The sequence below is a fragment of the Sphingopyxis sp. YR583 genome (assembly GCF_900108295.1).
Taxonomy (GTDB): domain Bacteria; phylum Pseudomonadota; class Alphaproteobacteria; order Sphingomonadales; family Sphingomonadaceae; genus Sphingopyxis.
Map to the genome: position 1 here is coordinate 215,719 of NZ_FNWK01000003.1, position 23,782 is coordinate 239,500.

18 protein-coding genes are annotated in these 23,782 nt (G+C 62.6%); 8 read left to right on the plus strand and 10 right to left on the minus strand.

The features are described 5' to 3' along the window. Genes BLW56_RS16635 through BLW56_RS16645 form a run of 3 tightly spaced genes read right to left on the minus strand, consistent with a single transcriptional unit; the run spans position 1 to position 3,963 of the window. A complete protein-coding gene (locus tag BLW56_RS16635; RefSeq protein WP_093511826.1) occupies positions 1-1,227 on the minus strand; it encodes a cytochrome P450 in 1,227 nt (408 codons plus the stop codon). 19 nt (positions 1,228-1,246) lie between these two features. Next, a complete protein-coding gene (locus tag BLW56_RS16640; protein ID WP_093511827.1) occupies positions 1,247-2,746 on the minus strand; it encodes a class I adenylate-forming enzyme family protein in 1,500 nt (499 codons plus the stop codon). Positions 2,747-2,784: 38 nt separating this feature from the next. Further along, positions 2,785-3,963, minus strand: coding sequence for an aromatic ring-hydroxylating oxygenase subunit alpha (locus tag BLW56_RS16645; protein WP_093511828.1), 1,179 nt, complete (start codon positions 3,961-3,963; stop codon positions 2,785-2,787). Positions 3,964-4,076: 113 nt separating this feature from the next. Between BLW56_RS16645 and BLW56_RS16650 the strand changes: the two genes are divergently transcribed. Then, positions 4,077-5,699, plus strand: coding sequence for a GMC family oxidoreductase (locus BLW56_RS16650; RefSeq protein WP_093511829.1), 1,623 nt, complete (start codon positions 4,077-4,079; stop codon positions 5,697-5,699). A 1-nt stretch (position 5,700) separates the two neighbouring features. After that, a complete protein-coding gene (locus BLW56_RS16655) occupies positions 5,701-6,705 on the plus strand; it encodes an acyl-CoA dehydrogenase family protein (RefSeq protein WP_093511830.1) in 1,005 nt (334 codons plus the stop codon). Here the strand turns inward: BLW56_RS16655 and BLW56_RS16660 are convergent. Next, the gene (locus BLW56_RS16660; protein WP_093511831.1) at positions 6,702-7,907 is read right to left on the minus strand and encodes an acyl-CoA dehydrogenase family protein; all 1,206 of its coding nucleotides are present in this window, start codon (positions 7,905-7,907) and stop codon (positions 6,702-6,704) included. The genes BLW56_RS16655 and BLW56_RS16660 overlap by 4 nt on opposite strands. A gap of 4 nt (positions 7,908-7,911) precedes the next feature. Further along, entirely contained in the window at positions 7,912-9,324 is a 1,413-nt protein-coding gene (locus BLW56_RS16665; protein WP_093511832.1) for an aldehyde dehydrogenase family protein, read from the minus strand. A gap of 114 nt (positions 9,325-9,438) precedes the next feature. Here BLW56_RS16665 and BLW56_RS16670 point away from each other — a divergent pair, with 114 nt between their 5' ends. From BLW56_RS16670 to BLW56_RS16690, 5 genes are all read left to right on the plus strand, one after another. Next, entirely contained in the window at positions 9,439-9,849 is a 411-nt protein-coding gene (locus tag BLW56_RS16670) for a GFA family protein (protein WP_093511833.1), read from the plus strand. Continuing rightward, positions 9,846-12,002: a CaiB/BaiF CoA-transferase family protein gene (locus BLW56_RS16675; protein ID WP_093511834.1), complete on the plus strand. Its 2,157-nt coding sequence runs from the start codon at positions 9,846-9,848 to the stop codon at positions 12,000-12,002. The genes BLW56_RS16670 and BLW56_RS16675 overlap by 4 nt, the downstream gene beginning before the upstream one ends. Before the next feature lie 695 nt (positions 12,003-12,697). After that, complete coding sequence (locus BLW56_RS16680) at positions 12,698-15,052, plus strand: TonB-dependent receptor (protein ID WP_093511835.1); 2,355 nt, start codon at positions 12,698-12,700, stop codon at positions 15,050-15,052. Then, positions 14,937-16,508 (plus strand): esterase-like activity of phytase family protein, encoded by a 1,572-nt coding sequence (locus BLW56_RS16685; RefSeq protein ID WP_256203585.1) that lies wholly within the window; start codon positions 14,937-14,939, stop codon positions 16,506-16,508. The genes BLW56_RS16680 and BLW56_RS16685 overlap by 116 nt, the downstream gene beginning before the upstream one ends. 298 nt (positions 16,509-16,806) lie before the next feature. Beyond that, on the plus strand, positions 16,807-17,160 hold the full coding sequence (locus BLW56_RS16690) for a hypothetical protein (RefSeq protein ID WP_093511837.1): 354 nt from the start codon (positions 16,807-16,809) through the stop codon (positions 17,158-17,160). Positions 17,161-17,219: 59 nt separating this feature from the next. Here the strand turns inward: BLW56_RS16690 and BLW56_RS16695 are convergent, their stop codons facing one another. Beyond that, positions 17,220-17,651: a response regulator transcription factor gene (locus tag BLW56_RS16695; protein WP_371262256.1), complete on the minus strand. Its 432-nt coding sequence runs from the start codon at positions 17,649-17,651 to the stop codon at positions 17,220-17,222. Here BLW56_RS16695 and BLW56_RS16700 point away from each other — a divergent pair. Beyond that, on the plus strand, positions 17,629-18,198 hold the full coding sequence (locus BLW56_RS16700; RefSeq protein WP_218140541.1) for a MaoC family dehydratase: 570 nt from the start codon (positions 17,629-17,631) through the stop codon (positions 18,196-18,198). The genes BLW56_RS16695 and BLW56_RS16700 overlap by 23 nt on opposite strands. Before the next feature lie 28 nt (positions 18,199-18,226). Here BLW56_RS16700 and BLW56_RS16705 read toward each other — a convergent pair whose 3' ends face one another. The 4 genes from BLW56_RS16705 to BLW56_RS16720 form a co-directional block, all read right to left on the minus strand. Beyond that, complete coding sequence (locus BLW56_RS16705) at positions 18,227-19,246, minus strand: sugar kinase (protein WP_093511840.1); 1,020 nt, start codon at positions 19,244-19,246, stop codon at positions 18,227-18,229. Beyond that, the gene (locus tag BLW56_RS16710) at positions 19,243-20,043 is read right to left on the minus strand and encodes a 2-keto-4-pentenoate hydratase (protein ID WP_143043498.1); all 801 of its coding nucleotides are present in this window, start codon (positions 20,041-20,043) and stop codon (positions 19,243-19,245) included. The genes BLW56_RS16705 and BLW56_RS16710 overlap by 4 nt, the downstream gene beginning before the upstream one ends. Next, complete coding sequence (locus BLW56_RS16715; RefSeq protein WP_093511844.1) at positions 20,043-20,789, minus strand: FadR/GntR family transcriptional regulator; 747 nt, start codon at positions 20,787-20,789, stop codon at positions 20,043-20,045. Before BLW56_RS16715 ends, BLW56_RS16710 begins: the two co-directional genes overlap by 1 nt. 84 nt (positions 20,790-20,873) lie before the next feature. Then, the gene (locus BLW56_RS16720; RefSeq protein ID WP_256203587.1) at positions 20,874-23,729 is read right to left on the minus strand and encodes a TonB-dependent receptor; all 2,856 of its coding nucleotides are present in this window, start codon (positions 23,727-23,729) and stop codon (positions 20,874-20,876) included. Between the last annotated feature and the right edge of the window lie 53 nt (positions 23,730-23,782).

The following is a 23,782-nucleotide window of genomic DNA, read 5'->3' on the forward strand; positions in this document are numbered from 1 at the left end:
TCAGGCGGCCACCGTCCACTCGAGCGGCAGCGTTTCGAGCGCCATCACCGTGCCGATGCGAAAGGCGTGACTCTCGCCCGGCGTCGCGTTGAACGCCGGGATACGTTTCACCCATTCTTCGGTCAGGATGCGCAGTTCAGCGCGGCCAAGGACATGGCCAACACACAGATGCGGCCCCGACGAAAAGGTCAGATGCGCTGTCTTTCTGCGATCGAGATCGAAGACATTGGGCTGCTCGAACTTCGCCGGGTCACGGCTACCGAGGCAGAGAATGTTGAGCACCATCTCGCCCGCACGAAACTGTGCCTCGCCGATAGTTTGATCGCTCACGACCAGCCGCGGCGTGTTGACGACGCCATAGAGCCGCACTGCTTCGTCGGTGAAGGCCGGGATCAGCGACGGATCGGCGGCGAGCCGCGCCTGCACATCGGGCATCTGCGCGAGCTGCTGGAACGCAAACCCGGTGACATTTGTCACCGTGTCCATGCCGCCGAGGAACAGCACGAAGCTCATCGCGAGAATTTCGTCGTCGCTCATCGTCCGGCCGTCGACGTCGACGTCGACGTGGATGAAATGCGACATCAGCTTGTCGTCGGGCGCCGCCTTCTTCTCTTCGATCAGCGCTTTCATCTCGCCGAGGATCGCGGCGCTGAGCCGGCCCAACTCGGCCTCGTCATTCTGCGCCGAGAAAAAGGCTTCGGCGAGATGGCGGAAATCCTGAAGCCGCGACAGGTCCATGCCCATCAGTTCCATGAAGACGCTGACCGGGAACAGTTTCGCCAGATCGGCCTGGAAATCGCACCGACCCTTCGCGGCCACGGCATCGACCAGTTCGACCGCCCATTCGCGGATCCGCGGCTCGAGTGCCTTGATCGCATTCGGTCCGAACATCGGCATCATCGCCTTGCGATACGGTAGATTCTCGGGCGGATCGAGGCTGAGCGGAATGAAGAAAGGCGGATTTTCGACACGCGGAATCTGCATCTCGCGTACCGAAAAATGATCGGGATCGAGCACGACCTTGCTGATGGCGTCGAAGCTTTTGACGATCCAATGCCCTCCGTTGAGACGGGTCCAGAAAATATCGGGGGCATCAGCGAGCGCGGCGGCATAGGTGCCCTGCACGTCCTCGCCGATACGCGGATCGGCGTAGATGTCGAAATCGAAGACGAGGTGCGCGGGGACATGCGGCGGCGCCGCGACGCCGACAGCCAAGGGGGCGTTCATAGACTTTTCTCCTGGCGCATCAGCGGACGCGCTCCATCGTTTCATGCGCGCGGGCGTAGATTTCGCGAACTGCGGGTTTCGAGAGCTTGCCGGTCGCGAGGCGCGGCAGCGGGTCGGCCGAAAAAGCGACGTAGCGCGGCACCTTGTAGTTCGAGAGATTGACGTTGCAGTGATCGATCAGTGCCGCGACGTCGACCTCGGCGGCGCCGTGATAGACGACGAGCGGCGTCTCGCCGAACTTCTCGTCGGGCGCCGCGATCGCGAGCGCCTCGACGACGCCCGGGAACTCGCACACGACACGTTCGACCTCGGCGGCGGAGATGTTGAGGCCGCCGGAGATGATCAGATCCTTCATCCGGTCAACGAAGGTCAGCAGGCCGCGTTCGTCGAGCATGCCGATGTCGCCCGACCATAGCCAGCCGTCACGGATGACCTTCGCGGTTTCTTCGGGGTTGCGCCAATAGCCCTGCATCATCCCCGGCGAGCGCATGACGATTTCGCCCGGCTCACCCGGCCTGCAATCGCTGCCGTCCGGCCGAACGACACGGAGATCCATGAAAACGCAGCCCCAGCCGCATTTCTCGGGCTCGTCCATCGCGAGATGTTCGGGCATCATCGTCGCATTGCCGCCGATCTCGGTCTGGCCATAGATTTGCCGGATCGTGATGCCTTTGGCCTTGTAAGCGTCGAGCAATTGCCGGCTAACGCGCGCGCCGCCCGCTGTCGCAAGGCGGATCGACGACAGGTCGGCATCGGCAAAGCCGGGGCAGCGCGCAATTGCTTCGAAAAAGGTCGGCACCGCGCCGAAACAATTGATTTTCTCGTCCTGCAGCAATTGCAGGATCGCGTCGGGCGCGAACACCGGCTCCATGAAGATGGTGCAGCCCTGCACCGTATAATGCATCAGCTGGACGAAACCCGCCGAGGTGTTGAGCGGCGCGAGGCTGATGATCCGCGATCCCGGCGACGATACGGTTTCCTCGACCGCCCAGTTCGCGGCGTAGGCGGTTATCGAGCGGTTGGTAAATACGACCCCCTTTGGTTTGGCGGTCGAACCGCTGGTCGCGATGATGACCACCGGCGCCTCGGGGTCGGGGTCGTGCGCGACTGTCGCGAGTTCGCCATGGCGCAAGGCATCAACCTCGGCCATTTTGCGCGGCGTCAGACCAGCCTCCACCACATTGGCTTCGAAGTCGGGCGCGGCGTAGGTGAAGCGGGGCTCGCTGGTTTCACAGAGCTCGCGGATTTCGCGCGGCGTGAAGCGGAAGTTGACCGGATTGACGATCCCGCCCGCGCGGATAATCCCCATCAAGAGCGCGCAATAGGCCAAGCTGTTCGTCGAGCAGATCGCAACGCGGTCGCCGGGTTGTAGCCCATCGGCCTCCAGCATCTCCGCGACCCGGTCGGACCAGTCCTTATATTCGGCATAGCTGAGCCGGTCGCCGCCGAGCACTACCGCAGGCTGCTCGGGCCGCATCCGCGCCCACCAATCCAACGCGCCGGGCAATGTCTGCGCCATTCAGTCCCTCTCCATCCGGTCTGCCGCCGGTTCAATCATCACAGAAGCGCTTCGATCGCTTCATAATAGCGCACGATATTCGTCTCGAGTCCGCAGTAGACGGTCTCTTCGGGAACGCCCGCGTTGAGGCCTTGTTGACTGATCTCGGCAGCGCGAAAATCCTCGCCGCCGAAGACACTGAGAATGAGTTCATATGAGCGCGCGAATACTTCCTCTGCCTTCGGGGTCGAGGCCGCCTCGGGGGTCAGCATGAAATATTCGACTGTCGTCCGATCGGGGCCACGCGGCATCAGCAGCATGACGCTGGTATAATATTGACTCGTCACCACGACGCAGTTGGGGAACGCCGTATAGGCGTGCGTCACCAGCTTGTGGACGTTCGCCGCCGGGTCCTCGTCGAGCATTTCGGGGACATAGCCGATGCGACCGGACACCTGTCGGATGTTCGGGCCGAACATGTCGACGATGTTCGGTGCGTCCTGGAATTTGTCGCCTATCGACGCGGCATGGAGCCGCTGGACATGATAGCCCTCCAGAAACGGTTCGAGCACGACCTTCCAGTTCGCCTTGAGGTCAAAGGTCTTGCGGCCATAGACATACGCCGAAGGGATACCGATCGCGGTGAAATCGTCGGCGACCTGCTGCGACAGGTTCGACCAGTCTGCGGGAATATTGCGATTAAGCTGAACATAGACGATGCCGCCCCATTCGCGCGCTTCGAGTTCGGCAAGGCCGCGCTGGCTCTTGTCGAAATCCTGGAAGGCTTCGCTGCGCGACACGCCGATCAGCTTGCCGTCGATGCCATAGGTCCAGGCATGGTAGGGACAGGTCACGCGGCCCTGTTTGTGGACCGCGCAATCTTCGAGCAGCTTCGATCCCTTATGCTGGCACGCGTTGACGAACGCCTTGATCGTGCCGTCGCGGGTGCGCGAGACGAGCATCGGAAAGCCGTAGCTGTCATTCGCCATGATGTTGCCGGGTTCGAGCAGTGCCGAGACGGTCACCGGCACCGGATAGCGGCGAAAGATTCTGTCCTGTTCGAGGTCGAAGCGCTCTTGTCCCGTGAAGATCGCATTGGGTCGGGTTGCACCGAACGGCACGACGACAGCGTCCTTTTCGGCGGGAATCTTGCGGATCGCCTCGATCTGGCTCGGCGTCAGTTGTGCCAGCGTCGTGACCTTGCGCGCGGGGCGTGCCACTTCTGCAACGTCGCTCATTTGCAGATCCTCTCCTTATCGTTGGGCTTAGCCTATTCCACCCTTTACCTAATGACAATAGTTTTTTATGGAGAGGATGAGAGTGTCGCAAAAGCGGCCGGAATCGAGGGACGATGAGGATGCGCTTCGACTATATCATCTGCGGCGCCGGGGCAGCGGGATGCGTTCTCGCCTATCGCCTGTCGGAGAATCCGGCGATCAGAGTCGCGCTGATCGAGGCGGGGCCGCGTGACCGCCATCCCTTCATCTCGATGCCCAAGGGGCTCGCAAAGGTGATGCAGGACCCGAAGCATCTGTGGGTCCATATGAGCGAGCCCGAGGCATCGACTGCGGGCCAGTCCGAAGCGTGGGTCCGCGGGCGCGTGCTCGGCGGATCGTCCTCGGTAAACGGGATGATGTATGTCCGCGGCCAGCCCGCCGATTTCGATGCGATCGCCGAACAGTCGAGCGACGACTGGAGCTGGATGCATATCGGGGCGGCGTATCGCGCGTTCGAGAATCACGAGCTTGGCGGTGCCGAGACACGCGGCGACGCGGGTCCGATGAAGATTTCGATGCCGACGCAGCGCCTGCCTATCTCGGACGCACAGGTCGCGGCAGGCGAAGCGATGGGCTGGACGAACAAGCCCGACATCAATGCGCCCGACGATCAGGTCGCGATCGGCTATGCCCCGCGCACCATCTTCAAGGGCAAACGCCAGAGCGCGGCACAGGCGTTCCTGCGCCCGGCCGAGAAACGCCCCAACCTCACCATATTGACCGACCGTACGGTCGACCGCGTAATCTTCGACGGGACGCGCGCGGTCGGGGTCGAAGTCATTCACAACGGTCAGCGCGAAACAATCGACGCAGCGCATGAAGTCATCGTCAGCGGCGGCGCGATGGCGAGCCCTGCGATCCTCGAACGGTCGGGAATCGGCGACCGGGACCGGCTTGCCGCCCTGGACATCCCGCTGGTGCATCACAATGCGCAGGTCGGCGAAGGGCTGATCGAGCATCGCGGTATCATCATGCAGTGGAAGCTGACCAAGGCGGCGCTGTCGCAGAACCGCGTCTTCGGCGGCTGGCGCCTGCTGCTAGCGACGGTCAAATATTACCTCACCGGCGACGGCCCGATGTCGGCGGCGGCCTATGAAATCGGCGGCTGGTTCAAGACGCGGCCAGGACTGAACCGCCCCGACGCGCAGATGCTGATCGCACCGTTCAGCTTCGACATGGCGACGCAGCGCACCCAGCTCGAAAAGCATCCCGGTATGAACGCGGTACTCTATCCGCTGCGCCCGACCTCGCGCGGCAGCATCCATATCGCGACGCGCGATCCCGATGTCGCGGCCAGCTTCAAGCCCAATTACCGCGCGACCGAAGAGGACCGGGCCGCGATGGTCGGCGCTGTGCGCGTGATGCGCGACTATGCGAAACAGGCGCCGCTCGCGGCGATGATTTCCGAAGAGACGCTGCCGGGGCCGACATTCGACAGCGATGCGGAAATCATGGAAGCTTACGACCGCTTCGGCACCTGCGGCTATCATGCCGTCGGCAGTTGCCGGATGGGCAAGGACGAAGAGTCGGTCGTCGATCCGGCGCTCCGTGTCCGCGGAACCCAAGGCCTCCGCGTCATCGACACATCGGTGATGCCGGTGATACCGTCGGGCAACACCAACGGGCCGACGATGGCGATGGCGTGGCGTGCCGCCGACATCATCCTTCGCGACGCGCCGAAAGCAAAGGTGGATTGAGATGGATTTGAAGGACGCCCTTGCCGCGCGGTTCGACCGGCTGAAGTCGGGCGACGACGGCTGGCAGGCGTTGGCCGGTGCGGGCGTACTCGGCTTGCCCTTCGCCGAAGCGCATGGCGGACTCGGCCTGCCGCCGCACGAAGGCTTTGCGGTGCTAGAAGTGCTCGGTTCGCGGGCGATCGCCCTGCCCTACCTCGAATGCGTGCTGCTCGCCGGCGTGTTGCTTGACCGCGCCGGCGGCGACGCGGCGGCGCACTGGCTGCCGCGTATCGCGGCGGGCGAGGCGAAAATCGCGCTGGCGACGGTCGACGACCGCGAGCCCGCGCGCGCCGCAATCGACACTGCGGGCTGGCGGCTTTCGGGCGGCAAGTTGCTCGCCATCGGCGCGGCCGAGGCCGAGGCCGCGATCGTGACGGCGACAACCGACGATGGCCCCGCCGCCTTCCTGATCGCACGCGATGCGCTGGCAATGAAGGCCTATCCGACGATCGACGGCCGCCGCGCCGCCGACCTTTTGCTCGACGACGTGACCGTGCCGAACGAGGCGCGGCTAAACGTCGAACCGGACGATATTGCCGAAACTCTCGATCTCGGCGCAGCCGCCATCGTAGCCGAAGCCGCCGCGATCATGACCCGGCTCGTCGCCGACACCCGGGACTATTGCGTGCAGCGCGAGCAGTTCGGGAAAGCGATTTCGGACTTTCAGGTCGTGCAGCACCGGCTGGTCGATATGCATATCGAGGCGCGACGTGCCGCCGCCGCGGCAGCGCTGGCGGCCGATGCGCTCGATCTCGATCCGGCCGGACGGTCGAAGGCGATCAGCGCCGCAAAGGTTACGATTGCCGACGCTGGCCGCTTCGTCGGGCAGAACGCCGTGCAATTGCATGGCGGCATGGGAATGACTGCAGAGCTGCCGGTGTCAGCGCTGTTCAAGCGACTGACGGTGATCGAGAGCGAGTTCGGCACCCGCGACGAGCATCTCGCGCGCTATATGGCGCTCGCCTAAATCCGCAGTTCCGCCTTCGCCAATATTCCGCGCTGGATCTCGTTCGTCCCCGCATAGATGCTGCTCGCACGTTCGTTGAGATAGTGGAGCGGCGCGATCGCCTGCCACACTTCGCCGCTGCAATAATCATCGAGGTCATGGCCGGGGATCGGCCCGCCCGGCATAGCTACGCCGGGCTGGAACGCGCGCGCGAACGCCCCCGCAGCATCGAGCGCGAGTTCGGTCACGCGCTGGTTCAATTCGGTGCCGAGTATCTTCATCATCGACGCATCGGCGCCGGTCGGCGCGCCAGCAGAGAGACGGGTCAAGATGTCACTCTCAAGCCGGCCGAGAATGTCGCAGCGAATGCGCGCCTCCGCTATCCGCACGTCGAGCAGCATGCGTGCCGGCCCGACGGGTCGCGCCGCGACCTGCTGCGCCAGTTCATCAAGCGCGACCTCGATCTCGGGCGCATAGGCGCTGCCGCCGCGTTCGAATTCGAGCAGATATTTGGCGACCGTCCAGCCATTGTCGATTTCGCCCAGTATGTTGGCGACCGGAACGCGGACATTGTCGAAGAAAATCTGGTTCTGGATATGCTCGCCCGACGCCATGATGATCGGACGCACCTCGATCCCCGGCGAGGTCATGTCGATCAGCAGGAAGGTAATTCCCTGCTGCTTGCGGTCGGTCTTCGTCGTGCGGACGAGGCAGAAGATCCAGTTTGCGACATTGGCGTGCGTGGTCCAGATCTTGGTCCCGGTGCAGACGAAATCATCGCCGTCGCGTACCGCCTTCATCTGCAGCGCCGCGAGGTCCGACCCCGCGCCGGGCTCCGAATAGCCCTGACACCAGAAATGCTCGCCGTTCAGCATCCGCGGCAAAAAGAACGCCTTTTGCTCTTCGGTCCCGAAGCCGATGATCGCGGGGCCGCACATCTTGATCCCCATCGGCGACACCGGGGGCGCGCCCGCGCGGACGCGTTCGCTCGCAAAGATATGGTGCTGCACCACGCTCCAGTCGCAGCCGCCATGCTCCACCGGCCATGCGGGCGCCGCCCAGCCTTTCGCATGGAGCTTTGCCTGCCAGGCCATTTGCGACGCATGGTCGGCGTAGACCGAGGTCATCAGCTTGCCGGCGCAGCGCAGCTCGGGGGTCAGCTCGGCCGCGAAGAAGGCGCGGACCTCTTCACGGAACGCTTCGTCTTCGGGGCGAAGCTGCATCGGATCAAGCCGCCTTCGGAATGAAGATCGCCTTGGGGCGGGTGAATTCGAGCAGACCCGGCACACCATTCTCCTGCCCGAAACCCGACTGCTTGGCGCCGGCAAGCGGCGTGAAGGGCGTCGACTGGAGATTCTGGTTGATCCAGACGGTGCCGGTGTCGAGCCGGTGCGCGATCGCGGTCGCCGCGGCGACATCGGCCGACCACACCGCACCCGCAAGGCCATAGTCGCTGTCGTTCGCACGGGCGACGACATCGTCGATATCGGTGAATTTAAGCAGCGGCAGCACCGGGCCGAACGCCTCTTCCACCACGACACGGCTGTCCTCAGGCGGATTGTCGACAAGCGTCAGCGGCACGAAATAGCCGCGATCGGGCACAGCACCACCTTCGAGCAGGGTCAGCCCGTTAGCGCGCGCATCGTCGAGCAGCGCGAGAACGCGGCGATATTGGGGTTCGTTCTGGATCGGGCCGTAGCGATTGCCCTGCTCCGCCCCGTCGCCGACGGGCAATTCCTTTGCAAGCTGGTGCAGCCGGTCGCGCAGACGATCATAGATGTCAGCGTGGATATAGAGCCGCTTGGTCGCAACACAGACTTGCGCGGTATTGTGGAACGCGCCCTCGAACAATTGCGCCGCGACCGCGTCGACATCGACATCGGGCAGCACGATCGCGGCGTCGTTGCCGCCGAGTTCGAGCGTGATGCGCTTCAAATCCTTCGCCGCCGATTCCATTACGCGGCGACCGGTCGCGGTGGATCCGGTGAAGCTGATCTTTGCGAAGCCCGGATGCGCGGTCATCAACGGGCCGAGCGCGTCACCGCCGCTGATGATGTTGATGACCCCCGCGGGAAAGGCGTCGCGGATCAGTTCGCCGATCCTGAGCGTGCAGAGCGGCGTAAAGGGTGAGGGTTTGAGCACCAGCGTGTTGCCCGCCATCAGCGCGGGGCCGATCTTCCACGAGGCGAGCAGCACCGGGAAGTTCCACGGCACGATCCCGCATACGACGCCCAGAGGGACGTGATGCACCTCGATCCGGCGGGTGTCGCTGTCCTCGGTGACATCGACGGGAATGTCGAGCATCGTCGTCGCCTTCATCCACATCGCCGCGCCCAGGATTTCCATCTTCGCGCCGGGGAGCGGGCGCCCCTGCTCCTTCACGAACAGCGCGGCAAGTTCATCGGCATGCGCTTCGATCGCGTCGGCCGCCTTGGCAAGCGCGGCCTTGCGCTCGGCGATCGGTGTGTCGCGCCAAGCGGGGAAAGCGCGTGTCGCAGCGGCTAAAGCGGAGTCGAGATCGGCAGCGGAAGCGTCTGGCGCAACCGCGAACACCTCGCCCGTTGCCGGGTTGCGAACATCGATCGTTGCCCCGGAGACCGCCGCGTGGCCGTCGATCGTCATTGTGAAAGTGTTGCTCATCTGCCTCTCCACCTCTTGCGATCGATATCGTACCGACCGATTGACTGTTGTCGTTTCCATAAACTAATGTCATTAGATAAAAGAGCAACAGGAAAGATGCCAAGGGAGAGCGGAATGAACAAGATCGAAGGCGGGTGCAATTGCGGCGCGGTACGCTACCGGTTGAGCGATAATCCGATCACGGTCGCGGTCTGCCATTGCGCCAATTGTCGCCGCCAGTCCGGCAGCGCCTTTTCGGTCAATGTCGTGGTCGCCGCCGATGCGATGAAGCTGACGGGCGACCTCACGACCCATGAGGACCATGACACCGAAAGCGGCCAGCCGGTGCTCCGGCAATTTTGCGCGACATGCGGGTCGCCGATCCGCTCGCTGTCGGCGGCGTCGCCCAAGGTCGCGATCGTCAAGGCGGGAACCGCCGACGACCCAACTCGGTTCGTGCCGGCTATCCATGTCTGGACCGCGACCGCCTTGCCGTGGGTCGAAATACCGGCCAGCTTGCCGCAATTTCCCCGCAACCTGGGATGAGCGCCGGACGCCCATTGTCGGGGCTTCGCGTCGTCGATCTGGTCGATGGACCGCTCGCACCGATTACGCGCTATCTTGCCGAGTTGGGAGCGCGCGTCGACCGGTTCGTTCCCGCAACGGGCGCCACCGCGGACATAGCGGCTAACGCCGGCAAAGCGCTCCATGCCGGGCCCGTCGATGATGCCAAGCTGAGCGACGCGCATATCATCGTAGCGCCGCCATCGGCAAACATCGACTATCATGCGCTGGCGGCAGAGAATCCAGCGCTCGTGCTAATGCTTGTCAGCCCGTTCGGCATCGGCAACAGCTTCAGCGACTGGCAGGCAAGCGACGCCGTGCTGCACGCGCTATCGGGAAGCTTATCGCGATCTGGAATCCGCGGCCGCGCCCCGCTGCTTCCGCCCGGCGAACTGGCCTGGCAATGCGCTGCCGCGCAAGGCGCCTATGTCGTGCTTGCCGCATGGTACAAGGCGCTCCGTTCCGGGCGCGGCGACCTTATCGACTTTTCGGCGCTCGATCCGGGCTATGGCATCAATGGCAGCGCGACGATGGGGCGTCCGGTCCACCTGCTTTCGCGCGACCGGCCGGCCAAGGGCACACAATATCCGATCTTTCGCTGCGCAGACGGACAGGTTCGCATTTGCATCCTCGCATCACGTCAGTGGCAGGGCATGTTCCGCTGGATGGGAGAGCCCGAAGCTTTCGCCGGACCCGAATTCACGAAAATCAGCACGCGCCAGCAATCGGCCGAACTGCAGGACGCGCTGGCGGACTTCTTCCGCTCGCGCACGCGCGCCGATCTCGAAGGCGAAGGTCAGGCGCACGGCGTTCCGATCGCGTCGCTGCTGAGCTTCGACGAATTCGCAGCGAGCGAGCAGGTCGCGGCGCGTCAGGCGCTGACCGAATTGCCCCTCGCCGACGGCACCACCACGACAGTCGCGAACGGCGTGCTGACAATCGATGGCATGCGCATGGGCCCTGTGGGCGGAGCGACGGACGCGGACGTCCCGCGTCCGGGCGACGCCGCAATCGCCCTTCCCTTCGAAGGCCTCAAGGTTCTCGACCTTGGCGTCATTGTCGTCGGCGCCGAGGCGGGGCGGATGTTCGCCGATGGCGGCGCGGACGTCGTGAAAGTCGAAAGCGCGGCTTTCCCCGACGGATCGCGGCAATCCTATCTGCCCTATGGTCTGTCGGCCAGCTTTGCGGCCGGCCACCGCAGCAAGCGCAGCCTTGGGCTCGACCTGCGGCACGAGGGCGGACACGCGCTGTTCCTCGATCTGGTGCGCAAGGCCGACGTGCTGTTGTCGAACTTCAAGCCCGGCACGCTCGATGCGCTCGGCCTCGACGGGGCAACGCTGGCTGCCATCAATCCACGCCTCGTGATGGCCGACAGTTCAGCCTTCGGCCCGACCGGCCCGTGGGCGAAGCGGCTCGGCTATGGCCCCCTCGTGCGGGCGGCCACCGGACTGACGCGGATGTGGCGTTACGCGGACGATCCCGAGAGCTTCAGCGATGCGGTAACGGTCTATCCCGACCATGTCGCGGGACGCATCAGCGCGCTCGGTGCGCTGGCGCTGCTCGTCCGCCGCGAACGGACGGGGCGCGGCGGCAGCGCCAGCGTCTCGCAGGCCGAGGTAATGCTCGCGCAATTTGCGGCATGCCTTACGCCGGAAAAGAGCAGCGCACCGGTCACCGCAATCGTTCCCGCTGCAGGCGACGACGAATGGTGCGTCGTGACGGTCGCGCATGAACATGATCTGGCGTCGACCGCCGACCGGGTCGCCTGCCTCGACGCGATGAGTGCGGCGAGAGCCCTCCAAGCCGAAGGATTGGCCGCCGCGCCCGTACTGCGCGTCGCCGATCTGCCCGATTTCGCCTATTACCGCGAGCGCGGCAGCTTCCGGGTCGATCGTCATCCTTACTTGCCCGACCCGGTGACTTCGGAAAGCGACGCCGCGCTTTTCCTGCGCAAGCCCCCTGCCCCCGTGCAACCAGCACCGCTCGCCGGAGAGCAGAGTGTCGAGGTCGTACAGGATTGGCTGGGCCTCGACAGAGCGGAAGTTGAGCAATTGGTAGGAGTGGACGTTTTGCAACCGACCCGGGACACGGTGTTCGAAACGATCCGCAAGCACAGCGAGAAGTTGACGCGATAGCGGACCGTAATGGCCGCTTGTGCGACGCCATTTATAGCGGTGATCCATCCGCCGGATCGCTGCGAAAGCGCTACACCCGACCATTCTCCCCAACCTAGCGATCATTTCGAACGCTTCGGCCAGCGTGACGCCGATGCAACGGAACAATCGCTGCGAACTGCGGTTGTCGAAATATCGAAACTCAAGGGCGCTTCGCCCTGTGGTTGGAGAGAGAGAATGAGAAAGTTTCTGACAATTTTCGCCATTAGTGGATCGTTATTGATCCTGCCCGCCTGCAACACAGTCGAAGGCGCGGGAAAAGACGTTGAATCCGCTGCAGACTGCGCTGATGGAGTTAAGGGCAACTGCTAGGCGGAGCGGATAAATTCGACCGGCATTTGCAGATCGCGGATGCCGGCCGGCCCTCCGGCGAACAGACTCTCAAAAGAAGCGGAGCATCGGAAAAAGGTCGTCGCAGAAACCTCCTCATAGGATCAATCGGCAGGCCATTTGGGGGTCGTTGGCCAATGAGCGAGATTCGTATCAGCCAGACGTTAAGACCATTTGGCCGCTGCGGCTTGGCCGCCGCTGCCCATTTTTCCTGAAATTCGAATGCCGTAGCAAAAGCGTCATCAACGCATGGAATAGGCCCGCCCCAGACGATGGTCGGCGCCGCGAACGAGGGATCGCGGCGTTTTTCTTTTGTGGGGGTATGAATGTTCCAGAAATCCGTGTCGGCTTTCGCATTGGCGATTGCCTGTTTGAGCTACGCGTCGCATGCGAACGCGCAGGAGCTTTCGCCCGTCGATAATATCGATGGGGACAATGTCGATGTCGGGGAAATCGTCGTGATTGGCAGCGGCCAGACGCGTTCGGTCTCAACCCTGCTGCCGTCCAATCTGGACACGCTGCCCCCGGGAGCCAGCGCGCAAAAGGCGCTGAATTTCCTGCCGGGTGTGAGCGCGCAGTCGATCGACGCATTGGGCATCAATGAGAAATCGCTGTCGTTGCAGGTACGCGGCTTCAACACGACGCACCTCGGATACACGCTCGATGGCGTGCCGCTCGGCGATGGCGCGTATAATAATTACAACGGCCTCAGCATCAGCCGCGCGCTGATCTCGGAAAATCTAGGCCGCGCCGAACTCGCGACGGGGATCGCCGGTCTCGCCATTCCCTCGACGAGCAACCTCGGCGGCGCCGTAACCTATTTCTCCAGCGATCCGCGCAAGGACATGGGCATCCGTTTCAACGGAAGCGTCGGCAGCGAACGTGCAAAGCGTGCCTATCTGCGCTTCGACACCGGCGAACATGGCGGCTTTTCGGCCTATGTGTCGGGCCAGATCCACGAATATGACCTGTTCGTCGATCAGGCCGCCTACAACAAATCGACGGGCCGACAGTTCAACGGCAAGCTGGTGTATGAATTCAGCGGCGGCAAGATCACAGCCTTTGCCGATATCTCGCGCACCAACCAGGCGAGCGACGCCTATATTTCGAAGGATATGCTGAACCGCCTCGGCTGGGATCAGGGCGGCTATGCACCGAATTGGCAGGCCTATCTCGACCGCGCCTATTGCGCCGTAACCGGTCCGACCGCGCCGACGAAATGCAAGGATTCGGTCGCCCCCGAAAAACGTTCGGACGTAACTTTCACCAACGGCCAGATCCTGCGCGACGACAATCTCTATTATCTGACGGGCGAATTCGACATCACGCAAGGCCTTGGCCTGCGCGTCCAGGGCTATCATCACAAGAACAAGGGCGCCGGAAACAACTGGATCATGGGCTGGTCGAAACAGGGCACGGCGGACACGTCCGACGATGTGCCCGTCCAGATCCGCGATACGCGCTATACGATCGATCGCACCGGCGCGCTGGCAAGCCTCAGCTGGGAAGCGGGTTTCAATCACCTGCAGGCAGGCATGTGGTTCGAAGACAATACCAGCAGCGCTGCGCGGTATATCTGGACCAACGTCAAAGGCCCCTTCAGCTTGGCGCAATATCTGAAAGGCCAGCCCGATACCGCACAGTGGGTGCAGGAAACGCATTGGAAGACCTGGCAATTTTATGTTCAGGACACGATGAAGCTGTTCGACGACGCGCTGACGATCGATTTCGGGTTCAAAAGCACCTATTCAAAGTCCGACGCGCGCGCGATCCCCGGCATCGCGAAGGCGGCTCCGCCAGCGTCCAGCCAGTTTGCGAGCGGCGTTCTCGTCGCCAAGGATAATTTCCTGCCCGAGATCGGCGTCCATTGGGACGTCGCACCCGGCCACGAGCTTTATGCGAGCTACGCCGAGAATATGGCGATGTTTCAGGGCGGCTTCAAACTGGGACCGCAATCGGTGTCACAGGCCGTCTGGGATCTTCAGGGCAAATATCTGAAACCCGAAACCTCCAAAAGCTTCGAAGGCGGCTATCGTTATGTCAGCGGGCCGCTGCAGGTGTCGCTGGCGGCTTATAACACGCATTTCAATGACCGTTTGCTGCAGTACAACCCTTGCCCGACGAACCAGCAGCAGAACCCCGGCTGCGGCAACAGCTTTCACAACGCGGGTGGTATCACCAGCCGCGGCGTCGAAATGGGCGTGTTGTGGAAGCCGGCGCCCTGGGTGAACTGGTACAATTCGGCGTCATACAATAAGTCGACCTATGACGAGAATCTCGACTGGTGCACCGGCGCGACCTGCGTCGTAAAGCAGACGAAGGGCAAACAGCAGGTGGATACGCCGAAGGAAATGCTCTCGAGCGTCCTGACGCTGACCGGAGGAAATCTGACGGCGTCGCTGATGGGCAAATATACCGGTCGCCGCTATTACACCTACACCAACGACCAGAGCTTCAAGGGCTATACGACCTTCGACTTCGGCCTCGGCTATTCGTTCGGCGACATGGGTCCGGTCAAGGGCGCGAAGCTGTCGCTGAACGTCACGAACCTGACGAACAAGCGTTATGCTGCGAACTTCGACAGCAGCGTGTTCGCACCCGACGACGCACCGGGCAATCTTGTCGTGTTCCATGCCTCGGCGCCGCGTCAGGTCTTCGGATCGCTCAGCTTTGGCTTCTAAACGGATACGCGCGATCGCGCTCATCCTGATGGAGCTCCTCCCCGGCATCGCTGCCGGGGGGGAGCCGATCACGCGGCCTAATATCGAAACATCTGTTGATACGCGCAGCATTTCGCTGAACAGTCGAACCTATATCAATAAGGGGCTGGTCGGCACTGGCACGTTGCCAGCCGGCACTACCGATTTCCTTGGCGACACGCTGGGTTCCTTTTCTTCACTGAAGATCGCGCCCGGAAGCTGGAAGCGCGTCGGCGCGGGCTATGAAGCGATCCTCTGGACTTTGCCCGACCGGGGTCGCAACGATCCCGACGCAAACCTCTTTTTCGATTACCCTGCGCGCCTGCATCGATTTCGCCTGCGCTTCACACCCGCCGACGGAAAGGTCGCCATCACGCCCTTTGGGGGACTGAAGCTTGCAGACTTTCGTGGTCGGCCTTTCACCGGCGCAGATCCGGGGGCCGGCACGATAAAGCAGCGCGGCATAAGTCTTCCCGCACCGGAGAGCGGTGTCGGTAACGGCAAGGTTTCGCTGGACGCGGAGTCACTGCAATTCACGCGCGACGGCAGTTTCTACATTGGCGACGAATATACCGCGAACGTCTATTATTTCGATCGGCGCGGCCACTTGCGCGGGATTATTCAGCCTCCCCCCGCTATCGCTCCGCGCCGCGACGGGCACCCGCATTTCGGTTCCCTGACATCGCCCGTAACAGGTCGCCGCAATAATCAGGGCGCCGAAGGCCTGTCACTGTCGCCCGATGGCCTCACGCTGTTCGTTATGATGCAAAGTGCGCTGATCCAGGACAGCGCAACCGGCAATGCCGCGGGCCGCATCAACACGCGCGTGCTGGCCTATGACGTCGGCCGCAACCCGACCCCCGCCCAGCCCAAGGCGCATCATGTCGTCCAACTGCCCGCCTATGCCGCCGATGGCAAAGGCGACGCCGCTGACCGAACCGCAGCGCAAAGCGAGATCCTTGCACTCGACGATCACCGATTCCTGATGCTGTCCCGCGATGGTGCAGGCTTGGGCGCGGACAACAAGCACCCCGTGGTCTATAAGAGCATCCTGCTCGTCGACCTGAAGAACGCGACAAACCTTGCCGGGACGGAGTATGAAGTGGGCACCGTGTCGCTATTGCACGATCGAGCAGCCACCGCATTGCAACCGGGGATCATCCCCGCCGAATGGGCCGAACTGGTCAACATGCTGAATCCCTCACAGCTTGCCCACTTGGGTCTGGGCACAGATGCCCTGTCGGAAAAATGGGAAGCGATGGACATTGTGTCGGTGCTCGAACCCGATCACCCAGCCGATTACTTCCTGCTCGTCGGCAATGACAATGATTTCACCGCACGGCGCTGCACCATGTCGGGCCAGCCATGCGACGCCGACATCGATAATGACAACCGGCTGCTGGTCTATCGCGTTACTATCCCGGTGCTAACGAGGTAGCCATCGCTTCCCAACTTCACAAAAGTATAACTTAAATTATTGATAAAAATCAATTTTCTGTATCAGAAAAATTCAATCCCCTCTTTTACCTTCCCTTGCGCTTCGAGTTTGGGCGGTCATTTGTCAGGTGAATTCATCTCCGACCTAGCCTCTGATCAGCGCATTTTCCAGGCACAGCGCGCCTCCCGATATGTTCGCCGGCCCAGGGCGCTGCATGCACCCCTTGCCGCCTGCCAAGCGCGAGGGCATGCTGGCAGCAATGGCCGAAGAATAGGCCGGGTCAAAATATGGAGATGGGATGTCGACGATTACTCCGCCCCGCGGCGATACCGCGGCACGTACGCGCCATGATACGCTGGAGCTTATAGGGCTTCGCGCACATGCCACGGCGGTCGGTTTGATTCAGCTGTGCGAAGAGCTGCTGAATGCGGGTGTTTTGAGTGTCGAAGGACTGGATCGCATCAAGGATGCCATTTGCACCGAGCTGACCGTAGGAAAGCGTGAGCGCGTTTCGCGGCAATCCAACTTCGATGAAACCTTGAGAAGCCGAATCGACGCCGTCTTTCCGATGGCCCCGGGCAAACCGGCACGAGACAATCTGGGATCGCTCGACGATTTCGAAGACGCGTTGGGTCGCTACCACGGCGCGTAAGGACAACCGGCAGCCACACTTTTACGACCGCTGGCGGCCTATCCGTCCGCCAATTTCTGTTAGCAAAAGCTAACCTGCCGAGGCTGCGGGCGTGGCGCTATCGTCAGCAGGCCCATAACGGCGGCCTTGGTAATGAGATGGGCCCGGTTACGGGCGCTCAGCTTTAGCCGGACATTCTCGATGTGCCGCTCGACCGTCCGCGGGGCGATGTCGATTTCAAGGGCGATTTCCTTCGCCGACTGCCCGACCGAGACCAGCTCCAAAATCTGCTGTTCCCGGTCCGTCAGTTGCCGTTCCATCCAAAGAAGACCAGTTTCCACGTCGCATCTCCTGCACGCATTCCGCGCGGTTGAACAAGCGACCGATGGAGTTTCTTTGCGCGACTCACGCGCTCCCCTTTGGACAGGTTCGTATGTCGCGATGCCGTGCCGGGCAATCGCGATCGCGACGAGTTGGTGTTGACGCGCGATGATCCAGCGCGAAATGGCGATTGTGAAAGCCGGACGCCGCCCGCCTGTCCACGATTCGGCGCGAGGCTATCTTCCTTCCGATGCAAGCGCACGACGACCAATGGAGACTTTCATGTCCAAGTCCCTCTTTCTCGACGATCTGCAAATCGGCCAGCAATGGCATGGTGGTCCGATCAAGATGACCGAGGCTGACATCATCCGGTTCGCACGCGAATATGATCCCCAACCAATGCACATCGATCCGGAGACGGCTGCGGACGGCCGTTTTGGTGGTATCATCGCCAGCGGCTGGCATGTTGCGTCGGTCGTGATGCGCGATTTCGTGGAAAACGCGCCCTTCGGCGACACGCCCCTGCTCGGGCTCAAGATCGACGATCTGCAGTGGCGCCTCGCGGTGCGCCCCGGCGACGTCCTGCACATTGTGCGCGAAGTGATCGACATCGCCCCGTCCCGGAGCAAGCCCGACCGCGGTGTGCTCACGATGCGGATGACCGTGACCAATCAGGACGACGTGGTGGTGATGTCGTTCGTCAATCTGATGCAAATGCCGGTTCGGCCTGGAGCCTGACCTCCCAAGACGATCGCACGACCCGTCTTCAGCGCGCAATATCCTGTGCGACATGCGATAGCCGGTCGACGACAGGTCGCGAAAATGGCGCAAAATCGCCGCGGATGCCATGTTTGAGCACCGACAGCGCGAGGCCATTTCTCGCGGCGTCCACCAACCCCTTCCCCTGCCACAGGCCGTCGAGAACCCCGGCCGCGAACGCATCGCCGGTTCCGACCCGGTCGATCACCGGCGCGACGACGACCGGGTCGCTTGCCCCGCTGTCGTCGCGGGTATCGATACGCGCCGTGATCCGGTGCACGTCCGGACCGACAATCTCGCGCGCTGTCGATGCGATATATTCGAGCGAGGGGAAGCGATCAAGCAGCGCCAGCGCCGCCTCACGCCGCCGATCCGGACCTTCACCCGAAAATTCCTGTCCGAGGAGTAACCCCGCGTCACGGTGATTGCCGAACAATAGCGTCGCTTGCGCGACGATCGGTTTCAATATTGCCGCGGGATCGCGCTGCCAGCGCTCCCAAAGGCGACCGCGCCAGTTGCCGTCGAACGACACGCCGATCCCCCCTGCCCGCGCGCGTGTCACGGCTTCGAGCACCGCTTCGGCACTCCGCGGCCCAAGCGCGGGGGTCACGCCCGACACATGCAGCCAGCCAGCGTCGCCGAGCAGACGATCCCAGTTCCAGTCCGCTGGTCCGGCCTCGGCGAAAGCCGATCCCGCACGATCATAAACGACTTCGGGGGGCCGCATCGGGCCGCCGGGAAGGTAATAATAGAGCCCCATACGGCCCGCAGGGCGAAGCACTGACGCAACGTCGACGCCGTGACGACGCAGTTCACCAAGGACACCGTCGCCGATCGGTCCTTCGGGTACGGCGCTGATCATCGCCGTTTTGCGGCCGAGCGCGGCAAGCGCGACGGCAACATTCGCCTCGGCACCGCCAGCATGCGCTTCGAACCGCGCCGATTGCAGCGGAAGCTCGCCGTGCGGCACAGAGACGCGCATGACGATCTCGCCGAAACAGGCGATGGACGCGGGCGCTTTGATCATTTGCGAAATCCGGTTTCCGTGACGGCGATGCAGGCGATATCGGTGGCCGCACCGAAACGGGCGGTTGCCGTCTGGCCGATGACGATGGGGTGCACCCCGGTGATCGCGCCCGCCGAAATCCATTGCCCGGGCTTTAGTTCGATCACGCCGCGACGATGGAGATCCACGAGGAAATTGAGCGAACCCCAGGGTCCGTCAAGCACGTCGATCGCGCGCCCCGTCCCCACCGTCACACGCTCGACTTGCGTTTCGACCGTGAGCGTCTGGAAATCGGCGAAATCGAGCGATGGGCCGAGCAGCAGGCCGTTGTTGATCCCGATGTCGGCAATGATGCCATAGGGGGCATGATCGTGCACGTCGGGTGCTGGGGAGCTTGCAATCTCGAAACCCGCGCGAACGTCGTCAATCCATGCAGCGCCATCGTCGCTCCCGGTTACCCGTCCGTCGGGCACGGCCCGCAGACGGAGCATCACTTCGGCCTCAATCGCGCCCGCACCGCCTCGGAAGATCGCCGCATCGCCCGCAACCACGCCGTCGAGTTCGGCGATACGCAACACCGGCCCGGCGACCCGCTCGGCGCCCAGCGCCGCGATCAGCGGCGGCGGAATGCGCCCAACCTTCCAGCCGAGTACCGGCGCATCGAGCGCGGCGATCAGACGCCGTTGTATCGCATAAGCTTCGGCGAGCGTCGTCGGCACCGGCGCGGGAAAGGCAGGCAGCGCATGGCCCGACAGGCGGGCATCGAGCAATGCAGCAACCGGGTCAGGCGCGGACCGTGGAGGCGAAATCTTCGACATCAGGCCAGTTTTGCACTCAGCAGATAGCGTTGGCGGCTTTCGGCCGACTGGCGGCGCAGTTCGACCATCGCCCGTTCTTCGGTCTCGTCGAGCATCGATTCGAGCAGGCGGTTGAAGTGCCGCCGCATCGCAAGCCGGGCGCCCGCTGCATCGCGCTTGCGCAACGCCGCGACGACATCGGCATGTTCGGCCTGCCGCGCGCTGCCGTCCTTGCGGCAGACCATCGAATGGCTGGTGCGCACCTCGGGCAATTCCATGCGCATCCGCCACAGGCTTTCGATCACATGGATGATCGCCTTGTTGTTCGACGCCGCGGCGATCGTCATGTGGAACTCACGGTCGATCGCGCTGATGTCGTCCTCGCTAGCGGCGTCGTCGGCCATGGCGGTGAGCAGGCCTTCGAGCTTTTCGAGCGTGTCAGCAGAGATCGTCGGCGCGGCCAGCGCCGCCGCCTCGGCTTCGAACAGCGAGCGCGCTTCGGTCAGCTCGAATGCACTGACCTTGGGCAGGATCGCATTGTCCCCGGGAAGGACCGCCTCGACATAAGCGCCCGCGCCGGTGCGGATGTGGATCCACCCCGTCGCCTGCAGCGCAATTTCCGCTTCGCGGATCGTCACGCGGCTGACCTCGAACCGCTCGGACAGTTCGCGTTCGCCGGGCAGACGCGTTCCGGGCGGATAGCTTCCATCCAGAATCAGACGCCGGATTTCATCGGCGATGTCCTCGAAAAGGCGGCGTTCGGCCATAGCTCAATCATCTCCCCAAATGCGCTTATGGGAGTCCATACAATCCGGTATGACAAGTTTGAAGCCCATGACCGAACTTAAGTTCTAGATTCGTGCCCGGATGCCGATGAAATATTTCGCGCCGTAATAATGATACTGACGGCTGCTGCCATAGACCGGCATGTAGGTCGCCTTCGGCTCGTTGAAGATGTTGAGCGCCTCGAAACGCAGCGACACGCCCTTCATCAGGTCGAGCGACGCGCGGAAATCGACGGTTTCGCTGGGTGCGACATAGCGCAACTGGCTGTTGCCGCCGACGAAATCCTGAAAATATTTGGCGCGGTAATTGTAGATCGCCTGCAGCGACACCGGGCCGATCTCGTAATAGGCCTGCGCCGACAGAACATGTTTCGAATAGCCCGAGAGGTTGGCGGGCGGAATAATACCCGCCGTCACCGTGTCCGTTTCGGGATCATAAACCTCGCCGAGCCGGATATCCTGCGTCTTGAAGTTGGAATCGGCGTAATTGTAACTGACCTTCGCGCCGAGCCCGTCGAGCGGCTTGGGCAGGAAGCTGAAGCGCGTCGCCGCGGTCAGTTCGAGGCCATATATGCGCGACTTGTCGGGGCTGTTGCGCGTCTGCGTCACCGGGATCGATACCGACTGGCCGTCGATCGTGAAATCCTCGTTGAAGACGACGGGCTGGAAGCCGCCGGTGAACTGCTTGTAATAGACGGTCGCCGAAAGCAGGCTGTCTTTATTCGGATACCATTCGAGCGACAGGTCGCCGTTCCACGACATCAAGGGCTTCAGGCGCGGACTGCCATTCGCGGTGATATTGCGGATCGCGTCCTCGATCGAGGTGAAGCTGGTCCCGTCCTCGAGCAGGATCGTGCGCCCTGCGCCGAGCGAGCTGGGGTTCGGGCGCGACATGGCGCGATAGGCGGCGGCGCGCAGCAGCGTGTTCGGCGCGACCTCGAAGATCGCGTTGACGCTGGGCAGGATGCGCGTGTTCTGGCTCTTGATCGTTACCGTGTCGAAATCGCCCGAAGTGACGAGACGGATCGAGCCATCGGGATTGGTGACGATGCTGAGGTCGCTGCGCAGGCCATCCGAAGTCACGCGCGTGTTGACCACGCGCACGCCGAAATTGCCGCGCACCGGCATATTGCCCAGATCGGCGTCATATTCGGCCATGACATAGCCAGCGAGGGTGCGTTCGGTGACGTCGCGGTTCGCGACCGAGCGCGTATCGGGCAGATTGCCCGGGTCTTCGGCGCCCATATATTCGCGGAACAGGCAGTCGACGTCGAAGGTCGCCCAGCTGTTGATGCTGTTGCCCTTTGCGGCCGACAGGTAATTCTGCTGCGGGAAGGCGGTGCGGCAAAGATTGTTGATGCGGCGATCCTCGGCGATCGCCGGGTTCAGGTTGAAGTCGCCGTTGCGCACGTCATAGTCGCGGTAGGTCAGGTGCGACCAGCGGCCGCCAGCCGAAATCTTGCTGAGGAAGCCGTCCATTTCATAGGCAACGTCGAAGCGGCCGGCATAGATTTCATTGCGCCGTTTGCTTTCGTCGCGGCGGAAGCGCGCGTCGTCCCAGAAGAGGTTGTGGTTATTGAGATCGAAGCGCGGATCGATCGTGATCGTCGGCACGAAGCTGCCCGGCGTGATCGAATAGGTGTAGGGAATGCGCATGTTGTTGAAGACCGTGCGCACGCCGTTGACGTCCATCGGATCGGTGCGCAGGCGGACATTACGCTCGATCTCGGTGCGCACGGTGCGCGAATAGCTGCCGTCGAGCGTGATGGTGAGGCGATCCGACGGTTGCCATTCGACCGACAGGCCGCCGCCCAGATATTCTTCCGCCCGCGACAGTTCGGATCCGTTCGATTCGATCGAGCTCAAGCCGTTCAGGCTCTGGACAATACCATTTTCGTCATAGACGACATTGGTCAGGCCATAGCGGCCCTCGGACAGGTTGAGGTCGCGGCGGCTCTCGACATAGGTGCGATCCGAGTATTGGACATCGAGATTGATGTTGAACTGGTCCGACGGGCGCCACTGGATCGACCCGAAGATCGCATCGCGCTTGTCGGTCTCGCTGATCTGGCGAAATGTGTACGCGTTAGGGACAAGGTAGAAAGGCAGATTCTGCCCATATTCGTCGCGCGTATATTCGTTGCAATTGTTGTTCGCGACGACCGGGGACGCCTGGCACGCAGTCCAGGTCGACGACGCGGCGAAGGTTTCCTCCGGATTGTTCGTATCGTTGCGCTGGACGCCGATCGCGATGCCGATCGTGTCGTTCGCAAACTGGTCGACATAGCTCAGCGTCCCACGCCAACCGATGCCGCCCGACCCGACGATGCGGTCGCCATAGGGATTATATTGCGCCTTCACATCGGCCTGCAGCCGGCGCTTGCCGAAATCGAGCGGGCGCAGCGTCCCGATCTCGATCGTGCCCGCAACGCCGCCTTCGACTAGGCTCGCCTGCTGGGTCTTGTAGATCTTGATATTGTTGACGAGCTCCGACGGGAACTGGTTGAAGTTCACCGAGCGGTCACCGCTACCGTTAGTCGCGTCGCGGCCGTTGAACGTCGCGTTCGACAGAAAGGGACCAAGGCCGCGCAGTGCGATTTCGGAGGCGTCGCCCTTTTCGCGGTGCGTCGTCGCACCAGTGATCGTCTGGATCGCCTGCCCGACCGAGATCGCGGGGATGTCGCCGATATCGTCCGACGACAGCGCATCGACGATCGCGGTTTCCGCACGCTTGGTGTTGATCGAATTCTGGATCGTCTCGCGGATGCCGGTAACGACAATCGCATCCTCTTCGCTCTCGGCCTGCGGCGCGGGTGCGTCCTGCGCCATCGCAGGCGCTGCGGCGATCAGCAGCGTCGAACCGGCACCAGCCAGCAACGCGGCGCGCAGGCTGCGCGCGCGGATCGGATTGCGAGAATTCACGTCGTCTCTCCCTGAAAATCGATTCTGTTCTGCCCGACGCTGTCGGGCATGTC